Raw genomic sequence first — 16,803 nt, 5'->3', positions numbered from 1 at the left:
TGCGGCAGGCGACCGCCATGGCGAACGCGACCGGGATGGTGGCGGGCTACGCGCTCGACGCGCTGCTCGGCGACCCCCGCCGGTGGCATCCGGTAGCGGGCTTCGGCCGGGCGGCCGGTGCGCTGGAACGGCGGGTCTACCGCCCCGACCGGGCGGCCGGGACCGCGTTCACGGCCCTCGCCGTCGGCGCGCCGGTCCTGCTCGGTGCCGCCGCCGCGCTGGCGACCCGGCACCATCCGATCGCGCGGGCCGCGCTGGTGGCCGCCGGCACCTGGACGGTGCTCGGCGGGCGCACGCTGCGGCACGAGTCCCGGGTGATGGCACGGTCACTGGGCCGGGCCGACCTGCCCGCCGCCCGGGCACGTCTGGGCAACCTGTGCGGGCGTGACCCGTCCGCCCTCGACGAGCCCGAACTCGCCCGCGCCACTGTCGAATCGGTCGCCGAGAACACCTCGGACGCCGTGGTCGCCCCGCTGGTCTGGGGCGCGGTCGCGGGCCTGCCCGGCCTGCTCGGCTACCGGGCGGCGAACACGCTCGACGCGATGGTCGGCCACCGCTCACCCCGGTACGCCCGCTTCGGCACCCCCGCCGCCCGGCTGGACGACGCGCTGAACCTGGTGCCGTCGCGGCTCACCGGGCTCCTCACGGTGGCCGTGGCGCCGGTGGCGCACGGGGATCGCGCCGCCGCGTGGCACGTGTGGCGGCGGGATCGGGCCGACCACCCGAGCCCGAACGCCGGTCAGTGCGAGGCGGCCATGGCGGGCGCGCTCGGCGTGCGGCTCGGTGGGCGCAACGTCTACTTCGGCCGCGCCGAGACCCGGCCGTTCCTCGGTGACGGGCCCCGCCCCGAGGCGCGGCACCTGAAGCGGGCCGCCCGGATCTCCGGCGCGGTCGGTGTGGCAGCGCTCGGCCTGGCCGCGCTCTACCCGGTGACGGTCGGCCGTCTGGCCGGGGCCGCCGGCCGGGCCGCGCTGGGCACCCTCAGCCGAGCGGCTCGCGTCTCGTGCAGCACGGCCGAGGCGGGCGGCGGGCAGCGGGGGAGCGGGCGGTGAGCGGCGGGCTGCTCGTCGCCGGCACCACCTCCGACGCCGGCAAGAGCGTGCTCACCGCCGGCATCTGCCGATGGCTGCGCCGCCGGGGCGTCCGGGTCGCCCCGTTCAAGGCGCAGAACATGTCGAACAACTCCGCCGTGGTGGCCGGCCCGGACGGTCGCGGTGGCGAGCTGGGCCGTGCCCAGGCGATGCAGGCCGCCGCCTGTGGGCTCGACGCCGACCTGCGCTTCAACCCGGTGCTGCTCAAGCCCGGTAGCGACCACGCCAGCCAGGTGGTGCTGCTCGGCGAAGCCGTCGACACGGTCACCGCCGGCAACTACCACGAGGTACGGTCCCGGCTCGCCACCACGGCGTACGCGGCGCTGGCCGAGCTGCGGGCCGAGTACGACGTGGTGATCTGCGAGGGCGCGGGCAGCCCCGCCGAGATCAACCTGCGCGGCGGCGACTACGTCAACATGGGGCTGGCGCGGCAGGCCGGGCTACCCACGATCGTCGTCGGCGACATCGACAGGGGCGGCGTGTTCGCCTCGATGTTCGGCACCGTCGCCCTGCTCGACGCGGCCGACCAGGCGCTGCTGGCCGGGTTCGTGGTGAACAAGTTCCGGGGCGACCGCGGCCTGCTCCAGCCGGGGCTGGACATGCTGCACCGGGTCACCGGCCGCCCGACGTACGGGGTGGTGCCCTGGGCACTGGACCTGTGGCTGGACGCGGAGGACTCGCTCGCGTACGGGCGGGTGCTCGGCCGCCCGGCGGCACCCCGGGGCACCGACTGGCTCGACGTCGCCGTGGTGCGGCTACCGCGGATCAGCAACGCCACCGACGTGGAGGCCCTCGCGACCGAGCCGGGCGTACGGGTCCGCCTCACCGTCGAACCGGCCGAACTGGCCGCCGCCGACGTGGTGGTGCTCCCCGGCACCAAGTCGACTGTCGCCGACCTGGCCTGGCTGCGGGAGACCGGCCTGGCCGACGCGGTCCGGGCGCACGCCGCCGCCGGACGGCCGCTGCTCGGCATCTGCGGCGGTTTCCAGATGCTGGGCCGGGCGATCCACGACGCGGTGGAGAGCCGCCGGGGCACCGTACCGGGCCTCGGGCTGCTGCCCGTCGAGATCACCTTCGAGCCGCGCAAGACGGTCCGCCGGGCCGAGGGCACCGCCGCCGGCGACGTGCCGGTGCACGGGTACGAGATCCACCACGGCCGGGTCACGGCCGCCGACCCGGGACTCGCGCCGCTGCTGCGTTACGCCGACGGCACCGGCGAGGGCGCGCGCCTCGGCACCGTGTACGGCACGCACTGGCACGGCGCCTTCTCCTCCGACGCGTTCCGCCGCCGGTTCCTGACCGAGGTCGCGGAGGCGGCCGGGCGTGCCGGGTTCAAGGTCGCGCCGGACACGTCCTTCGCGGCGGCCCGGGAACGGACGCTCGACCTGCTCGGCGACCTGGTGGAGGAGCACCTCGACACGGAAGCGTTGTGGCGGCTCATCGAGTCCGGGCCACCGCCGGGACTGCCGTTCGTGCCACCCGGCGCGCCACCGGCTCAGTAGCGCACGTCGGCCGGGCGGTCGGACATCGGCAGCCCGGCCTCCCGCCAGCCCTGCACCCCGCCGATCATGTCGGTGGCCTGCCGCAGCCCCAGCGTCTGGAGACTGGCGGCGGCCAGGCTGGAGCTGTACCCCTCCCGGCACACCACGACGACCTCGCGGTCGTACCCGGTGGCCTCCGGGATGCGCCACGCGCTGGCCGGGTCGAGCCGCCACTCCAGCACGGTGCGGTCGATGACGATCGCGCCGGGCAGCTCACCCTCCTCGCGGCGCTGCGCCTCGGTACGCGTGTCGATAAGCAGCGCGCCGCCACGGACCGCCTCGACGGTCTCGTGCGGGGTGAGCCGGCGGAGACCGGCGCGGGCCTGTTCCAGGAGGGCGTCGACGCCCGGACACATCACGTCATGGAGCACCCCCCGATGATGCCCAGCACGCCGCGCCGCCGCTCGGCGAAACGGTCCGCCCGGGTCGCAGTTTCCAGCGGACGGGGGAACGTTAGCGTCGGTCGGGTGAACGTGGCGGTGATCGAGGCGTACGCCGGGTTGGCCGGTCGGGTGCTGGCCGGTCCGGCGCGGTTGGGGCGTACCCGGCTGGTCGCCGTCGACGGGCCCAGCGGCGCGGGCAAGAGCCGGTTCGCGACGCGCCTCGCGGACGCTCTCGCGGAGCGGGCGGGCGGCGTGCGCCCGCCGCTCGTGCACACCGACGACCTGCTCGACGGCTGGGACGACCAGCTCACGTTCTGGACCCGGCTGGAGGAGCAGGTGCTCGGCCCGGTGCGGGCCGGCCGGCCGGGCGGTTACCGCCGCTACAGCTGGGTGCGCCGGCGCTTCCTGGACCGGGTGGTGCCGGTGCCCGCCGGTCCGGTGCTGATCGTCGAGGGGGTGAGCGCCGCCCGCGCCGCGGTACGCCCCGAGCTGACGCTGTCGGTGCTGGTCACCGCGCCGGCCGACCTGCGGTTGCGCCGGGCGCTGGCCCGCGACGGCGCGCAGATCCTGCCGGAGCTGCGCCGGTGGCACGCGGGGGAGCGGTCGCACTTCACCGCCGACGGTACGGCGGCAGCGGTGGACCTGGTCGTCGACGGCGCTCCGGACCTGCCGCACGACGTGGACCGCTACTACGTGCGCGTGGGGCGGCGATCGGGCTCGGGCGACGTGGCGGGGTAAGGCCAGCATACGATTCCGGTCATGACCACTCCGATCCTCTCCGAGTCCGAGGTGCGGGCCGCCGTCGAGCGGGAACTCCCCGGCGTCCGTGCCGACCTCGAGCGACTCGTCCGCATCCCGGGCATCGCCTTCGAGGGCTTCGACCACTCGCACGTGGAGCGTTCCGCCGAGGCGGTGGCGGAGCTGCTGCGCGGCTGCGGCCTCGACACGCGGATCGTCCGGTCCGGCGGCCAGCCCGCGGTGATCGGCACGAAGGCGGCCCCGCCCGGCGCCCCCACCGTGCTCATGTACGCGCACCACGACGTGCAGCCGGTCGGCGACCTGTCACTGTGGGAGTCGGACCCGTTCGAGCCGGTGGAGCGCGACGGCCGTCTCTACGGCCGGGGTGCCGCCGACGACAAGGCCGGCATCATGGCGCACGTCGCCGCGCTGCGCGCGTTCGGTGACCGGCTCCCGGTCGGTGTGGTGCTGTTCATCGAGGGCGAGGAGGAGTACGGCTCGGACTCGCTGGAGCGGCTGCTCGCCGAGCACCGTGACGATCTGGCGTCGGACGTCATCGTGATCGCCGACTCCACCAACTGGGACGTCGGCGTGCCGGCGCTGACCACCTCGCTGCGCGGCATCGTCAACTGCTTCGTGGAGGTGCGCACGCTCGACCACGCCGTGCACAGCGGCATGTTCGGCGGCGCCGTGCCGGACGCGCTCACCGCGCTGGTGAAGCTGCTCGGCACGCTGCACGACGAGGCCGGCGACGTCGCGGTGGACGGGCTGGTCGGCCGCGAGGGCGCCAGCGTCGACTACCCGGAGGACCGGTTCCGGGCCGAGGCCGGCCTGGTCGACGGCGCGACGCTGTTCGGCACCGGCCGGATCACCGACCGGCTCTGGACCAAGCCGGCGCTGGCGATCCTGGGCGTGGACGCGCCGTCCACCGGCGAGGCCCCGAACGCGCTGGTGCCGTCCGCGAAGGCGAAGCTGAGCGTACGGCTGGCGCCGGGCGACGACCCGAAGAAGGCGTACGCGGCGCTGACCGCGCACCTGGAGCGGCACGCGCCGTGGGGTGCGCAGGTGTCGGTGACGTTCGAGCACGACGGCGCGCCCTGCGTCATCGACGCCTCCGGGCCGATGTTCGACGCCGCCCGGTCGGCGTTCCGGACGGCCTGGGACGGCACCGACCCGGTCGACATCGGGGTGGGCGGATCGATCCCGTTCATCGCCACGTTCCAGGAGATGTTCCCGCAGGCCGCGATCCTGGTGACCGGTGTGGAGGATCCGCACGCGCGGGCGCACGGCCCGAACGAGAGCCTGCACCTGGGCGAGTTCGCCCGGGTGTGCCTGGCCGAGGCGCTGCTGCTGGCCCGGGTGGCGGAGGCCGGAAACCGCTCCTGAGGTGTCGAAACCGTAACTTCGGGGCCGATGTCGGAGTTTGTGGTGTGTCGGCGGGCGGGGTGTTATAGCCTTTCGAACATGCGTACGAACGACGAGATGGAGCGGCTTCAGGCCGCCGTCCGTGCTCTGGGGGACGTCGACGTCTCCGCGTGGTCCGAGGACACGCTCAACGAACAGATCGGCGAGCTCTCCGCCGCTCTGGTCACGCTCGACGCGCTGCTCACCCGGGTCGCCGAGGGCGTGCGCGGGCGCGGCCTGCGCATCGAGGAACCGGTCTCGGCCTGACCGTCGGCCCGGCGCACCCGTGCGGTGTGCCGGGTCGCCGGATCCGCCCCGATGTCACAGGCGGCTGGCAGGATGTGGACGTGCGTTTCGCAGAGCTGGCGGCCACCTCGGCCGCGGTCGGCGCCACCAGCGGCCGTCGGGCCAAGGTGGAGCTGCTGGCCGCCGCGCTGCGCGGGCTGGAGCCGGGCGAGATCCCGGCCGGCGCCGGCTACCTCGCCGGTGAGCTGCGCCAGCGTCAGACCGGTGTCGGCTGGGCGGGCCTGCGTGACCTGCCCCCGCCGGCCGCCGAGCCGACGCTCACCGTCGCCGCCGTCGACGCGGCGATCGAGGAGATCTCCCGCGTCGCCGGGGCCGGATCCCAGGCCCGGCGGCGGGATCTGGTCGGCCGCCTCTTCGCCGCCGCCACCGCCGACGAGCAGCGGCTGCTGACCGGCCTGTTCCGGGGCGAACTGCGCCAGGGCGCGCAGGCCGGGCTGCTGACCGACGCGATCGCGCGTGCCGCCGACGTGCCACTGACCGCCGTACGCCGGGCCCTGCTGCTCGCCGGTGACCTGCGGGCGGTGGCGGTCGCGGCGCTCACCGGCGGCGCCGCAGCGCTGGCCGGGTTCGGGCTCCAGGTGGGTCGGCCGCTCGCGCCGATGCTGGCGCAGAGCGCGCCCTCGGTCGACGAGGCGCTCACCGCCACCGGCGTGCCGGCGGTGGTCGACGTCAAACTCGACGGCATCCGCATCCAGGTGCACCGCTCCGGGGCCGACATCGCGGTCTTCACCCGCAGCCTGGACGAGATCACCGGCCGGCTGCCCCAGGTGGTGGCAGCCGTCCGCGCGCTGCCCGCCCGTGAGCTGGTGCTCGACGGTGAGGCGATCGGGCTGGACGCCGCCGGCCGGCCGCTGCCGTTCCAGGAGACGTCCAGCCGGGCGGCCCGGCGCACCACACCCAGCACCACCGGGCCGACGCAGGTCGCGCCCGCCGTGCTGGCCGCCGCCGAGCGCACCGGCGAACCGGTGCTCACGCCGTACTTCTTCGACCTGCTGCACCTCGACGGTGCCGACCTGATCGACGCTCCCGGCCATGAGCGGTGGGCGGCCCTGGCCCGCGCTGTCGACGGTTCGCTGCTCGTCGACCGGGTCGAGGTGGACGACGCGGAGCAGGCGGCCACGGCGTTCGCCGCGGCTGTCGACGCCGGCCAGGAGGGCGTGGTCGTCAAGGATCCGGCCGCGCCGTACGACGCCGGCCGGCGCGGCTCGGCCTGGGTCAAGGTCAAGCCGCGGCACACGCTCGACCTGGTGGTCCTCGCGGTCGAGTGGGGCAGCGGCCGGCGGGAGGGCTGGCTGTCCAACCTGCACCTCGGCGCCCGCGACCCGCGTACCGGCGAGTTCGTCATGCTCGGCAAGACGTTCAAAGGGCTCACCGACGAGCTGCTGCGCTGGCAGACCGAGCGGTTCCTGTCGCTCGCCGTGGAGAAGGGTGACTGGGTGGTGCGGGTCCGGCCCGAGCAGGTGGTCGAGATCGCGTTCGACGGGGTGCAGACGAGCAGCCGGTACCCGGGCGGCATGGCGTTGCGCTTCGCCCGCGTGCTGCGCTACCGCGACGACAAGACCGCCGCCGAGGCGGACACCATCGACGCGGTCCGCGCCATCCACGCCGGCCGGGTCACCGGCTGACGGCTCAGCCGGCCGACAGCGACCGGGCGTAGTTGACCTGGTTGTTGAGCTGCTGCACCTGGAACTGGTCGGTGACCGGGATCCGCGCGACGTACTGGTGCCCGCCGCTGCTCACCGTCACCTGCACGGTCCCGTAGTGCCGCGTCTCCTTGATCAGCAGGAACAGGAGGCTGAACACGGTCAGGCAGAAGAAGCCGAGGATCGCGGCGACGACGGCCCAGGGCGCGATCTTCTCCTCCTTCTGCCAGTAGTCGGTCACGTACCAGGAAGCGCCGGCGAGCGGCAGGACACCGGCCGGGGTACGGATCACCGGCGGCGTCACCACGATCTCGGCGATCTGCACCGCCACCGCCGACTGGGCGGGCGGCACCGGCCCGCCCGGCGGGTACGGCCCGGGCGTCGGCCCGTAGTGCGGCGCGACCACCCCGGTCTGTGGCACCGGCGACGCGGAGAACTGCGCGGGTGGCGCCGAGTACTGGGCGGGTGGCGCCGAGTACTGCGCGGGTGGCGCCGAGTATTGCGCGGGCGGTGCGGAGAGCGGCGCGGGGGTGACCGGTGCGTCCGGCGCGGCGATCACCGGGAACTGCTCGGTGGGCGGCGCGACGGCGGGCGGCATGGCCGACCAGGGGTCGTACGCGGGCGGCTCGGCGGCCGGGGGCGTCGTGGCGTCAGAGGTCACCGCGACCCCCACGATTGACGATCATCTGCGGACCCTACCAACGTCCCCGCCGCCCGGTGTGCCGCCGGATCCACGGCCCGCCCCTGTGCGGAAGCCTCATCGTGAGGAGTCCTTCGTCGATGGCGGCTACGGCGAGTAACGGGGGCCTGTGCAGAAGACCGACGAAGCGGGCCGTGCCCGGTGAGGCCCGCTCAGGCGGAGGTGGGAGTGGCCGGCTCGGCGGCGCGGTCCACCGGCTCACCCGGGGTGTCCAGCCCGGCCCGGCGGCGTGCCTCCCGGCGGGCCACCCAGCCGTAGCCGAACAGGCTCATCACCGCGAAGATCCACCACTGCCACACGTAGCCGAAGTTCTGCCAGTTGTTGGTGTGCCCGATCTGGACCGCCTGAAAGGCCGGATCGGCCGCCGGCGTCTGACCGTCGAGCAGGACGTAACCGCCGGTCACCGGGTAGGGGAGCTGCTCGGCCAGGCGGGGGATGTCGATGCGCCGGGCCTCCAGCTTGCCGTCGCGCCGGCTGACCGCGCCGCCGCCGCTCTCGCTGCCGACCACCCGGCCGGTGACCGTCACCTCGCCGGTCGGCGCCGCCGGCACGTCCGGCTGGACTGTCGCGCCGGCGCCCGGCACGGGCGGGATCCAGCCCCGGTCGACGAGTACCGCGGTGCCGTCGGCAAGCAGCAGCGGGGTGAGCACCTCGAAGCCGACCGTGCGGTCGACGGTCCGGCCGCGGATCAGGACGGTGTTCGCGCTGTCGTACCGGCCGGTGGCGGTGACCCGGCTCCAGGTGAGTTCCTCGGACGGCGCGGGACCGACGTCGCCGCCGCTGGGCGCGGGGAGCGCGTCGCGCAGCGGCGCGGGCGTCATGGTGGCCCCGGCGTCGATGCGCTCGTTGACGGCCGTGCGCCCCCGGTAGCGGTCCAGCTGCCAGTTGCCCAGGAACACCATCACCGTGGCGGCGACGAGCGTGAGCGCGAGGTAGCCGAGCCAGCGCGGGGTCAGCAGGAACCGGTACACGTTGGCCAAGGCTACCCGTATGAGCGATGCCACTCGCCGCTGCCAGGCAGAAACGGCGGTGTGCGCGGCTCTCGCGCGCCGGGCCGGACGGGTATGGTCACGCGGGCGGAAACCACCCACATCAGGAGTCGATGATGACCGACGTGCCGCGCGTCGTGCTGAGTGCGCCCTCCTCGGGGCACGGCACCGGCGCCGTCTCCCTCGGCCTGCTCGCGGCGCTCACCGACCGGGGGATCCCGGTGGCCGGGTTCAAGGTCGGGCCGGACCAGGTGGACGCGGCGTATCTGGGGCTCGCCGCCGGGCGCGCCGGGCGCACGCTTGATCCGAGACTCGTCGGCCCGGAGCGGATCGCCCCCCTCTTCGCGTACGGCGCTGACGGCGCCGGGTTCGCGCTGGTGCAGGGCACGATGGGGCTCTACGACTCGGTCGCCGGGCGACCCGAGAGCGAGTCCACGGCGGCAGTCGCCACCGCGCTGCGCAGCCCGGTGGTGCTCGTGGTGGACGTGGCCGCGATGGGCCAGTCGGTGGCCGCGCTGGTGCACGGTTTCCGGGCGTACGACGACGAGCTGTGGCTGGGCGGCGTGATCCTCAACCGGGTGGCCTCACCCCGGCACGAGGCGCTGCTGCGTGAGGCGCTCGACGACGTGGGCGTGCCGGTCTACGGGGCGCTGCGCCGGCACGAGCTGCCCCCGGTGCTGCCCGCCCGCCGGTACGGCACCGGGCCGGTGGTGCGCGCCGACGCGGACGCCGAACGCGGCGTACGCCGGCTCGGTGAGGCGGTGGCCGCCACCGTCGACCTCGACCGGCTGCTGGCGCTGGCCCGCTCCGCCCCCGCGCTCACCGTGGAGCCGTGGTCGCCGGAGCCGGCCGACGCTCCGCAGCTGTCGGGGGAGCGGCCGGTGGTGGCGCTCGCGGGCGGACCGGCCGGCGCCTACAGCCACCCGGAGACCGCCGAGCTGTTGCGCGCCGCCGGGGCCGAGGTGGTCACGCTCGACCCGCTGCGCGACGAGGCGCTGCCCGCCGGGGCCCGCGCGCTCGTCGTCGGCGGCGGGCTGCCCGAGACGTACGCGGAGCAGCTCTCCGCCAACCGCCGCCTCTGCATCGCGGTGGCCGAGCTGGCCCGCTCGGGCCGCCCGGTGATCGCCGAGGGCGCGGGCCTGCTCTGGCTGGCCCGGGAGCTGGACGGCCTGCCCATGTGCGGGGTGCTCGACGCGGTCGGCACGGTCCGGGACGGCCTGGTGGTCGGCTACCGCACGGCCACCGCGGTCACCGACAGCGTGGTGGCGGCGGCCGGCACCACGGTGACCGGGCACAAGCAGCACGCCGCCGTGCTCACGCCGCGGGCCGGTGACCGGCCGGCCTGGCGCTGGGAGGGAGGCAACCCGGAGGGCTTCGTCCGGCAGGCGGTGCACGCCTCGCAGCTCGTGCCGCACTGGGCCGCCCACCCCGGCGTCGCGGCCCGGCTGGTGGCCGCCGCGCTGGCACCGGTGGGGGCGTCGGCGTGATCGGGCAGGTGGCGGTACGCCGCTTCCCGGCACTGACCGTCTCCACCCCGCGCATCGAGGTGCGGCACCTCGTCGCCGCCGACGCGGAGGCGATGGACGAGGTGTTCGCCGACCGGCAGACGCAGCGCTGGCTGCCGCTGGCCGACGCGTCCGGGCAGATCGACGGGCGGGCGTGGTGCACCGAGCTGGCCCGGCAGCGGCGGGACAGCGGCGACGGCGACCACTGGGCGGTGGTCCGCCGGGAGGACCAGCGGGTGGTCGGCTCGCTCTGGGCCCGCCGGACCGACTGGGGCGCCCGGCTCACCGAGTTGTCGTACGCGATCGCGCCGCACGCCCGGGGCTACGGCCTGGCGGTCGAGGCGGTGGACGCGGTGGCGATCGCCCTGATCCTGGAGCACGGGTTCCAGCGGGTGGAGCTGCGGGTGGCGGCCGGCAACGTGGCGTCGCGGCGGGTCGCCGAGAAGGCCGGCTTCAGCTACGAGGGCCTGCTGCGCAACGCCGGTTTCGTCCGGGGCGCCCGGGTCGACCTGGAGCTGTGGTCCTTCGTCGCCGCCGACCTCCGCTGAGGCCCCCCGCCCCCTTCCAACGTCGATCAAGGAGTTCGCGTCTGCGGATCGGGCGATCCGTGACGCAAACTCCTTGATCAACTACCCGGGCGCACCCCCGGGCGGAACAGGGTGGTGGGGTTGGGGCGGGCGAGGGGGTCAGCCGACTATCTGGTCCGAGGGTGGGGTGAACTGGCGGGTGGGCTGGCCCTTCAGGGAGTCCCGCAGGGTCTGCGCCACCGCGTTCACCGGGATCTGCGACTGCCCGTCGCCCACCGCGTTGAACGGATTGTCCGGGTCGGCGATGAAGCTCGCCGCCGCCAGCTCCGGCGTGTAGCCGACGAACCACGCCGACCGGGTGCTGTCGGTCGTACCGGTCTTGCCGGCGACCGGGCGGCCCACTGTGCCCCGGACGCTGTCGGCTGTCGACCAGCCGCCGCAGCTCCCCTTGGCCGGGGTGTCGCCGGTGGGGCAGCGCGCCGCGTCGGTGGCGGCGCGGGCCGCGTCGGCGTTCACCACCTGCCGGCACCGCGGCTTGGCGACCTCCCGCTGCACCCCGCCCGCCGTCGTGTACGTGGCGGGTGTGCCGTCCCGGTTCATGATCGCGTTGACCGGGATGGCCTCGCAGTAACGCCCGTCGGCGGCGATGGCGGCGTACGCGTTCGCCATCTCCAGCGGGGTGGCGTCGGAGACGCCGAGCGTGAACGCGCCCCACTTCTTCGCCTTGCCCGGCGACGCCTGTTCCTTGTCCACGTCGGTACGCCAGCGCAGGCCCAGTTGCTCGGCCAGGCGCACCCCGGCGTCCGCGCCGATCTTCTCCTCCAGTTGGACGAAGTAGGTGTTCACCGACTTGCCGAACCCGGACCACATGGTCTGCCGGCCGGTCATCGCGCCGCTGGCGTTGGACGGGGCCCATCCGTCGTAGACGGCCGACTTGTACGTGTGCGGCGAGTCGTACGCGGTGGACAGCGGCATCCCGGCGTTGAGCGCGGCGAGCATCGGGAACATCTTGAACGTGGAACCGGCCTGGTAGCCCGGTAGCGTCCCGCCGCCGAGCAGCGGCGCCACCGTGTTCGGATAGTTCGCCTTGACCTTCGGGCCGGCCTCCGGGTTCGAGCTGTTCGGGTTCTCGGCCAGGTCCAGCGAGTAGTTCCGGTTCACCGCCATCGCCTTGATCCGCCCGGTGCCGGGTTCGGCGACCACGATGCCGTTGGCGAAGGGGCTGCCGGTGTTGTCCTTGGCGCCGACGTTCTTCTCCGCTGCCGCCTGGGTCTTCGGGTCGAGCGCGAGCACGATCCGGTAGCCACCACGGCGTAGCTTGTCCATCCGTTCCAGCCGGTTCTCGCCGAACGCGGGCTGGGAACTCCACCAGTTCTTCAGGTAGTCGCAGTAGAAGCCCCAGGCGCGGTGCCCGCCGTCGATCGCGGCGCAGTCGTTCGGCGGCGTGGTCAGCTTCAGCTTGATCGGCTGACCCTTCGCCTCGGCGGCGGCATCCGGCGACAGGTAACCGAGGCGGGCCATGTTGTCCAGCACGTAGTTGCGCCGGCCGGTGGCCTCCTTCTGGTCGGAGGTGATCGGGTCGTACTCCGACGGCGACTTCACCAGCCCGGCCAGCGTGGCCGCCTCGACCGGGGTGAGCGTGGCCGGCGTCTTGGAGAAGAAGATCTGCGAGGCCGCGTAGATCCCGTACGCCCGGTGCCCGAAGTAGGCCGAGTTGAGGTAGCGCTCCATGATCTGCTCTTTGCTCAGGTGCTTCTCGATGTCCAGCGCCATGCGCATCTCCTTGACCTTGCGCAGGCTGGTCTGCTGGGTCGCCTCCTGGACCTCCTTGGGCGTGGTCGCGCTGTCCCGCAGCGCCATCCGCACGTACTGCATGGTGATCGTCGAGGCGCCCTGGGAGACGCCGCCGGATCGGGCGTTTGACACGAAAGCGCGCGCCACGCCCTTCGGGTCGACGCCGTGGTGCTGGTAGAAGCGGTTGTCCTCGGCGGCGACGATCGCCTGCTGGATGTTCGGCGACATGTTCTCGATCTTGGTGTACTGCCGGTACTCCTCGTAGAACATCGTCAGCACGGTCTTGCCGTCGGGCGCGTAGACGTACGAGGTCTCGGCCGGCAGCGCGGTCTTGAGGATGTTCGTCTTCTGTTCGATCGCGTGCGCGGTGGCCTTGGCCCCGATGCCGGTGACGGCGACCAGCGGATACAGGGCGGCGGCGACCACGATGCCGGCGATCAGCCCGGCGCGGAGAAGGGGAACGAGACGGCCAGCGGAAGCAAGGGGACGACTGCTCACGGGGTCAAGCTATGACATTTCCGATTCGGAAATGAGAAGAACTCATAAACCGGCGGACCGTGACGCGACCCACGCCGGGATGCGCTGTCCCGGGCGGCGGCTACCCGGCAGGATCGCGGACATGCCCGCAGCACCGACCGGGAGCGCCGCCGCGCTCGACGAGCCCGACCTGGGCCACCACGGGGACGTCGAGGCCACGCCCGGCCTGGTGGACCTGGCCGTGAACGTGCGCCGCGCCCCGATGCCGGACTGGCTCGCCGACCCGATCACGGCCGCGCTGGGTGACCTGGCCGCGTACCCGGACCCGGCGCCGGCCCGCGCCGCCGTCGCTCACCGGCACGGGCGACCCCCGGAAGAGGTACTCCTCACCGCCGGCGCCGCCGAGGGTTTCGTCCTGATCGCCCGCGCGCTGTCCGGCGTCCGCCACCCCGTGGTGGTGCACCCGCAGTTCACCGAGCCGGAGGCCGCGCTGCGGGCCGCCGGGCACCGGGTGGACCGGGTGCTGCTCGACCCGGCCGACGGCTTCCGCCTCGACCCGGCCCGCGTCCCCGGCGACGCCGACCTCGTCATGATCGGCAACCCCACGAACCCGACCTCGGTGCTGCACCAGGCCGACACCATCGCCGCGCTGGCCCGCCCCGGCCGGGTGCTCGTGGTCGACGAGGCGTTCGCCGACACCACCGCCGCACCCGGCGTCGCCGGCGAGCCCGAGTCGCTCGCCGCCCGCCGCGACCTCCCCGGCCTCGTGGTGGTGCGCAGCCTCACCAAGACCTGGGGACTGGCCGGGCTGCGGATCGGCTACCTGCTCGGCGACGCCGCGCTGCTGGCCCGGTTCGCCGCCGCGCAGCCGCTCTGGGGGGTCTCCACCCCGGCGCTCGCCGCCGCCACCGCCTGCGCCGCGCCGGCCGCCGTCGCCGCCGAACGCGCCGTCGCCGCCGAACTCGCCGCCGACCGCGACCACCTGGTGGCCCGCCTGGCCGGCCTGCCGGGGGTACGCGTGGCGGGCCGCCCGGCCGCCGCCTTCGTCCTGATCCACGTGGCCGGCGCCGCCGACGTACGCGAGCGGCTGCGCGCGAACGGCTGGGCGGTACGCCGGGGCGACACGTTCCCCGGGCTCGGCCCGGACTGGCTCCGGATCGCCGTACGCGACCGGGGCACCACCGACGCGTTTATCGAGACGCTGGCACGGATCCTGGAGGCATGATGCTGGAGCCCACAGTCGCGGCGATCCGGCCGCTGGACGAGGCCGCCATGGCGGCGGCTCGCGAGCTGCAGGGACGGCTGACCAAGCCGGCCGGCTCGCTCGGCGCCCTGGAGCCGCTCTCGGTACGCCTCGCCGGGCTGGCCGGCGCCTGCCCGCCGCCGCTGCCCGAGCCGGCCGCGGTGGCGATCTTCGCCGGTGACCACGGCGTGCACGCCCAGGGCGTGACCCCGTGGCCGCAGGAGGTCACCGCCCAGATGATCGCCAACTTCCTGGCCGGCGGCGCTGTCGTCAACGCGTTCGCCCGCCAGGCCGGCGCGTCGGTCACGGTGGTGGACGTCGGCGTGGCCACCCCGATCCCCGGCGCCGAATCCGCCGACCCGGCCGGGCCGCGTCTGGTGTCCGCGAACGTCCGCCCCGGCACCCGCGACATGACTGTCACCGCGGCGCTGACCCGGGACGAGGCCCGTACGGCAGTGGAGACCGGCATCCGGGTCGCCGGCGAGCTGATCGACGCCGGGGCGGGCATCCTGCTCACCGGCGACATGGGCATCGGCAACACCACCCCGTCCGCCACGCTCATCGCCGCGTTCTCCGGCGTGGACGCCGAGGCGGCCACCGGGCGGGGCACCGGGGTCGACGACGAGACGTACGCCCGCAAGGTGGCTGTGGTGCGGGCCGCGCTGGCCCGGCACGAGCCCGACCCGGCCGACCCGCTGGGCGTGCTGGCCGCCGTCGGCGGGCTGGAGCACGCCGCGCTGACCGGCCTGATCCTCGGCGCCGCCGCGCGCCGGGTGCCGGTGCTGCTCGACGGCGTGATCGCGGTGAGCGCCGCGGTCGCCGCCGCCGCGTTCGCGCCGGACGCCGTGGGCGGCATGGTCGCCGGGCACCGCAGCGCCGAGCCGGGCGCCACGGCGGCGCTGCGGCACCTCGGCCTGGAACCGCTGATCGACCTGGGCCTGCGGCTCGGCGAGGGCACCGGGGCGCTGCTCGCCCTGCCGGTGGTCACCGGCGCGGTCCGGGTACTGCACGAGGTCGCCACGTTCGACTCCGCCGGGGTGGCGGAGAAGTGACCGAGCCGGCCGGGCCGCCGCCGCCCAGCCCGTACCCCCTGGGGTTGCGGCTGGACGGGCGGCGCGTGGTGGTCGTGGGCGGGGGAGCGGTCGCCACCCGGCGGGTGCCCGCGCTGCTCGACGCCGGCGCGGACGTGCTGCTGGTGTCGCCTGAGCTGACCCCGGCGCTGCGCGCGCACGTCGACGCCGGACGGCTGCACTGGGAGCCGCGCCGGTTCGTCCCCGACGACCTGGACGGCGCGTGGCTGGTCCAGGTGGCTGTGGACGACCGGGCCGCCGCCGCCGCGGTCAGCGCGGCAGCGGCCGAGCGGCGGATCTTCTGCGTACGCGCCGACGACCGGACGGCGGCGAGCGCGTGGACCCCGGCGGTGACCCGGCACGGCCCGGTCACCGTGGCGGTCCTCGGCGGTGGCGACCCCCGCCGAGCGATGGCGACCCGCGACGCCATCCGCGCCCTGCTCGGAAGGAAGGGCCCCCTTTTAACGCCTGCGGTAGAGGAAGGGCCCCCTCTTAACACCGGCGGGCGCGTCGCACTCGTCGGATCCGGGCCGGGCGACCCGGAGCTGATCACCGTGAAGGGGTGGCGGCTGCTCACCGAGGCGGAGGTGGTCGTCGCCGATCGGCTCGTGCCCGGCCTGCTCCTGGACGAACTGCGCCCGGACGTCGAGCTGGTCGACGCTTCGAAGATCCCGTACGGGCCGTCGCGTGCCCAGGAGGAGATCAACCGGATCCTGGTGGATCGGGCGCGGGCCGGCAAGGTGGTGGTACGGCTCAAGGGCGGCGACCCGTACGTCTTCGGGCGTGGTGGCGAGGAACTGCTGGCCTGCGCCGAGGCGGGCGTGCCGGTGACGGTGGTGCCCGGCGTGACGAGCGCGATCGCGGTGCCCGAGGTCGCCGGCGTGCCGGTGACCCACCGGGGCGTGGCGCACGAGTTCACAGTGGTGTCCGGGCACCTCGCGCCCGACGCGCCCGCGTCGCTGGTGCGCTGGGACGCCCTGGCCGGGCTGCGCGGCACGCTCGTGGTCCTGATGGGCCTGAAGAACCTCGCGGCGATCAGCGCCACCCTGATCGCGCACGGCAAACCGGCGGAGACTCCGGCCGCGGTGATCCAGGAGGGCACCACAGCCGCCCAGCGGATGCTGCGCTCCACGCTGGGCGCGGTCGCCGCCGACGTGGAGGCCGCCGCGCTGCGCCCGCCCGCGATCGTGGTGCTCGGCGACGTGGTCCACGCCCTGACCCCCGACGCCCCCGCCTGACCCGCCGGAGCGCCCGCGCCCGACGTCGCCCCGCCGGAAACGCCGATCTTGCACTTGGCGCCCGCCAGGTGCCCTTTACGGCCCATTCGTCGGGGCGGAAAGTGCAAGATCGCCGGGCCGGCCCGGCCGGGCAGGGCGGCCGGCCCGGCCGGGC

15 protein-coding genes are annotated in these 16,803 nt (G+C 74.9%); 11 read left to right on the top strand and 4 right to left on the bottom strand.

Going from position 1 to position 16,803, the window contains the following annotated elements; translation table 11 throughout:
• The first annotated feature begins 17 nt into the window (after positions 1–17).
• Both ACPCK6_RS27160 and ACPCK6_RS27155 read left to right on the top strand, forming a co-directional pair.
• Positions 18–1,052: a cobalamin biosynthesis protein gene (locus ACPCK6_RS27160; protein WP_423482608.1), complete on the top strand. Its 1,035-nt coding sequence runs from the start codon at positions 18–20 to the stop codon at positions 1,050–1,052.
• Positions 1,049–2,593: a cobyric acid synthase gene (locus ACPCK6_RS27155; protein WP_423482607.1), complete on the top strand. Its 1,545-nt coding sequence runs from the start codon at positions 1,049–1,051 to the stop codon at positions 2,591–2,593. Before ACPCK6_RS27160 ends, ACPCK6_RS27155 begins: the two co-directional genes overlap by 4 nt.
• On the opposite strand, the gene ACPCK6_RS27150 is transcribed toward ACPCK6_RS27155, so the two are convergent.
• Positions 2,587–2,988 carry a rhodanese-like domain-containing protein gene (locus ACPCK6_RS27150; RefSeq protein WP_194800739.1) on the bottom strand — a complete coding sequence of 134 codons (402 nt, stop codon included), beginning with the start codon at positions 2,986–2,988 and terminating at the stop codon, positions 2,587–2,589. The genes ACPCK6_RS27155 and ACPCK6_RS27150 overlap by 7 nt on opposite strands.
• A gap of 111 nt (positions 2,989–3,099) precedes the next feature.
• Here ACPCK6_RS27150 and ACPCK6_RS27145 point away from each other — a divergent pair, with 111 nt between their 5' ends.
• The 4 genes from ACPCK6_RS27145 to ACPCK6_RS27130 all read left to right on the top strand — a co-directional run bounded on the left by ACPCK6_RS27145 (position 3,100) and on the right by ACPCK6_RS27130 (position 7,088).
• Positions 3,100–3,753, top strand: coding sequence for a uridine kinase family protein (locus ACPCK6_RS27145; protein ID WP_423482606.1), 654 nt, complete (start codon positions 3,100–3,102; stop codon positions 3,751–3,753).
• A gap of 21 nt (positions 3,754–3,774) precedes the next feature.
• Positions 3,775–5,139: a dipeptidase gene (locus ACPCK6_RS27140; RefSeq protein ID WP_396881328.1), complete on the top strand. Its 1,365-nt coding sequence runs from the start codon at positions 3,775–3,777 to the stop codon at positions 5,137–5,139.
• A 78-nt stretch (positions 5,140–5,217) separates the two neighbouring features.
• A complete protein-coding gene (locus ACPCK6_RS27135) occupies positions 5,218–5,424 on the top strand; it encodes a hypothetical protein (protein ID WP_030273275.1) in 207 nt (68 codons plus the stop codon).
• An 80-nt stretch (positions 5,425–5,504) separates the two neighbouring features.
• The gene (locus ACPCK6_RS27130) at positions 5,505–7,088 is read left to right on the top strand and encodes an ATP-dependent DNA ligase (protein WP_423482605.1); all 1,584 of its coding nucleotides are present in this window, start codon (positions 5,505–5,507) and stop codon (positions 7,086–7,088) included.
• A gap of 4 nt (positions 7,089–7,092) precedes the next feature.
• Here the strand turns inward: ACPCK6_RS27130 and ACPCK6_RS27125 are convergent, their stop codons facing one another.
• Entirely contained in the window at positions 7,093–7,767 is a 675-nt protein-coding gene (locus ACPCK6_RS27125) for a hypothetical protein (RefSeq protein ID WP_423482604.1), read from the bottom strand.
• A 191-nt stretch (positions 7,768–7,958) separates the two neighbouring features.
• Positions 7,959–8,777 carry an SURF1 family cytochrome oxidase biogenesis protein gene (locus ACPCK6_RS27120; RefSeq protein WP_423482603.1) on the bottom strand — a complete coding sequence of 273 codons (819 nt, stop codon included), beginning with the start codon at positions 8,775–8,777 and terminating at the stop codon, positions 7,959–7,961.
• A gap of 134 nt (positions 8,778–8,911) precedes the next feature.
• Between ACPCK6_RS27120 and ACPCK6_RS27115 the strand changes: the two genes are divergently transcribed.
• Both ACPCK6_RS27115 and ACPCK6_RS27110 read left to right on the top strand, forming a co-directional pair.
• Positions 8,912–10,282, top strand: coding sequence for a cobyrinic acid a,c-diamide synthase CobB (locus tag ACPCK6_RS27115; RefSeq protein WP_423482602.1), 1,371 nt, complete (start codon positions 8,912–8,914; stop codon positions 10,280–10,282).
• Positions 10,279–10,848 (top strand): GNAT family N-acetyltransferase, encoded by a 570-nt coding sequence (locus ACPCK6_RS27110; RefSeq protein WP_135241673.1) that lies wholly within the window; start codon positions 10,279–10,281, stop codon positions 10,846–10,848. The genes ACPCK6_RS27115 and ACPCK6_RS27110 overlap by 4 nt, the downstream gene beginning before the upstream one ends.
• Before the next feature lie 138 nt (positions 10,849–10,986).
• On the opposite strand, the gene ACPCK6_RS27105 is transcribed toward ACPCK6_RS27110, so the two are convergent.
• Positions 10,987–13,119, bottom strand: coding sequence for a transglycosylase domain-containing protein (locus ACPCK6_RS27105; RefSeq protein ID WP_396881334.1), 2,133 nt, complete (start codon positions 13,117–13,119; stop codon positions 10,987–10,989).
• A gap of 121 nt (positions 13,120–13,240) precedes the next feature.
• On the opposite strand from ACPCK6_RS27105, the gene cobC reads away from it, so the two are divergent.
• The 3 genes from cobC to cobA are packed head-to-tail and all read left to right on the top strand — an operon-like array spanning position 13,241 to position 16,649.
• Positions 13,241–14,323, top strand: coding sequence for an Rv2231c family histidinol phosphate aminotransferase CobC (gene cobC / locus ACPCK6_RS27100; RefSeq protein ID WP_423482601.1), 1,083 nt, complete (start codon positions 13,241–13,243; stop codon positions 14,321–14,323).
• On the top strand, positions 14,323–15,393 hold the full coding sequence (gene cobT / locus ACPCK6_RS27095) for a nicotinate-nucleotide--dimethylbenzimidazole phosphoribosyltransferase (RefSeq protein ID WP_396881398.1): 1,071 nt from the start codon (positions 14,323–14,325) through the stop codon (positions 15,391–15,393). Before cobC ends, cobT begins: the two co-directional genes overlap by 1 nt.
• Positions 15,390–16,649, top strand: coding sequence for a uroporphyrinogen-III C-methyltransferase (gene cobA / locus ACPCK6_RS27090; RefSeq protein ID WP_423482600.1), 1,260 nt, complete (start codon positions 15,390–15,392; stop codon positions 16,647–16,649). The genes cobT and cobA overlap by 4 nt, the downstream gene beginning before the upstream one ends.
• The last annotated feature ends 154 nt before the right edge of the window (positions 16,650–16,803 follow it).

This window comes from Micromonospora sp. AB353 (assembly GCF_049538395.1).
GTDB lineage: Bacteria > Actinomycetota > Actinomycetes > Mycobacteriales > Micromonosporaceae > Micromonospora > Micromonospora aurantiaca.
This window is presented reverse-complemented; position numbering and strand designations above follow the sequence as displayed.

What these genes read in the sequence shown, in the direction of transcription:
- cobT (WP_396881398.1), top strand. Translation starts at nt 14,323, where the DNA reads ATGCTGGAGCCCACAGTCGCGGCGATCCGGCCGCTGGACGAGGCCGCC.
- ACPCK6_RS27160 (WP_423482608.1), top strand. Translation starts at nt 18, where the DNA reads ATGGCGAACGCGACCGGGATGGTGGCGGGCTACGCGCTCGACGCGCTG.
- ACPCK6_RS27115 (WP_423482602.1), top strand. Translation starts at nt 8,912, where the DNA reads ATGACCGACGTGCCGCGCGTCGTGCTGAGTGCGCCCTCCTCGGGGCAC.
- ACPCK6_RS27140 (WP_396881328.1), top strand. Translation starts at nt 3,775, where the DNA reads ATGACCACTCCGATCCTCTCCGAGTCCGAGGTGCGGGCCGCCGTCGAG.
- cobC (WP_423482601.1), top strand. Translation starts at nt 13,241, where the DNA reads ATGCCCGCAGCACCGACCGGGAGCGCCGCCGCGCTCGACGAGCCCGAC.
- ACPCK6_RS27135 (WP_030273275.1), top strand. Translation starts at nt 5,218, where the DNA reads ATGCGTACGAACGACGAGATGGAGCGGCTTCAGGCCGCCGTCCGTGCT.
- ACPCK6_RS27150 (WP_194800739.1), bottom strand. Translation starts at nt 2,988, where the DNA reads ATGTGTCCGGGCGTCGACGCCCTCCTGGAACAGGCCCGCGCCGGTCTC.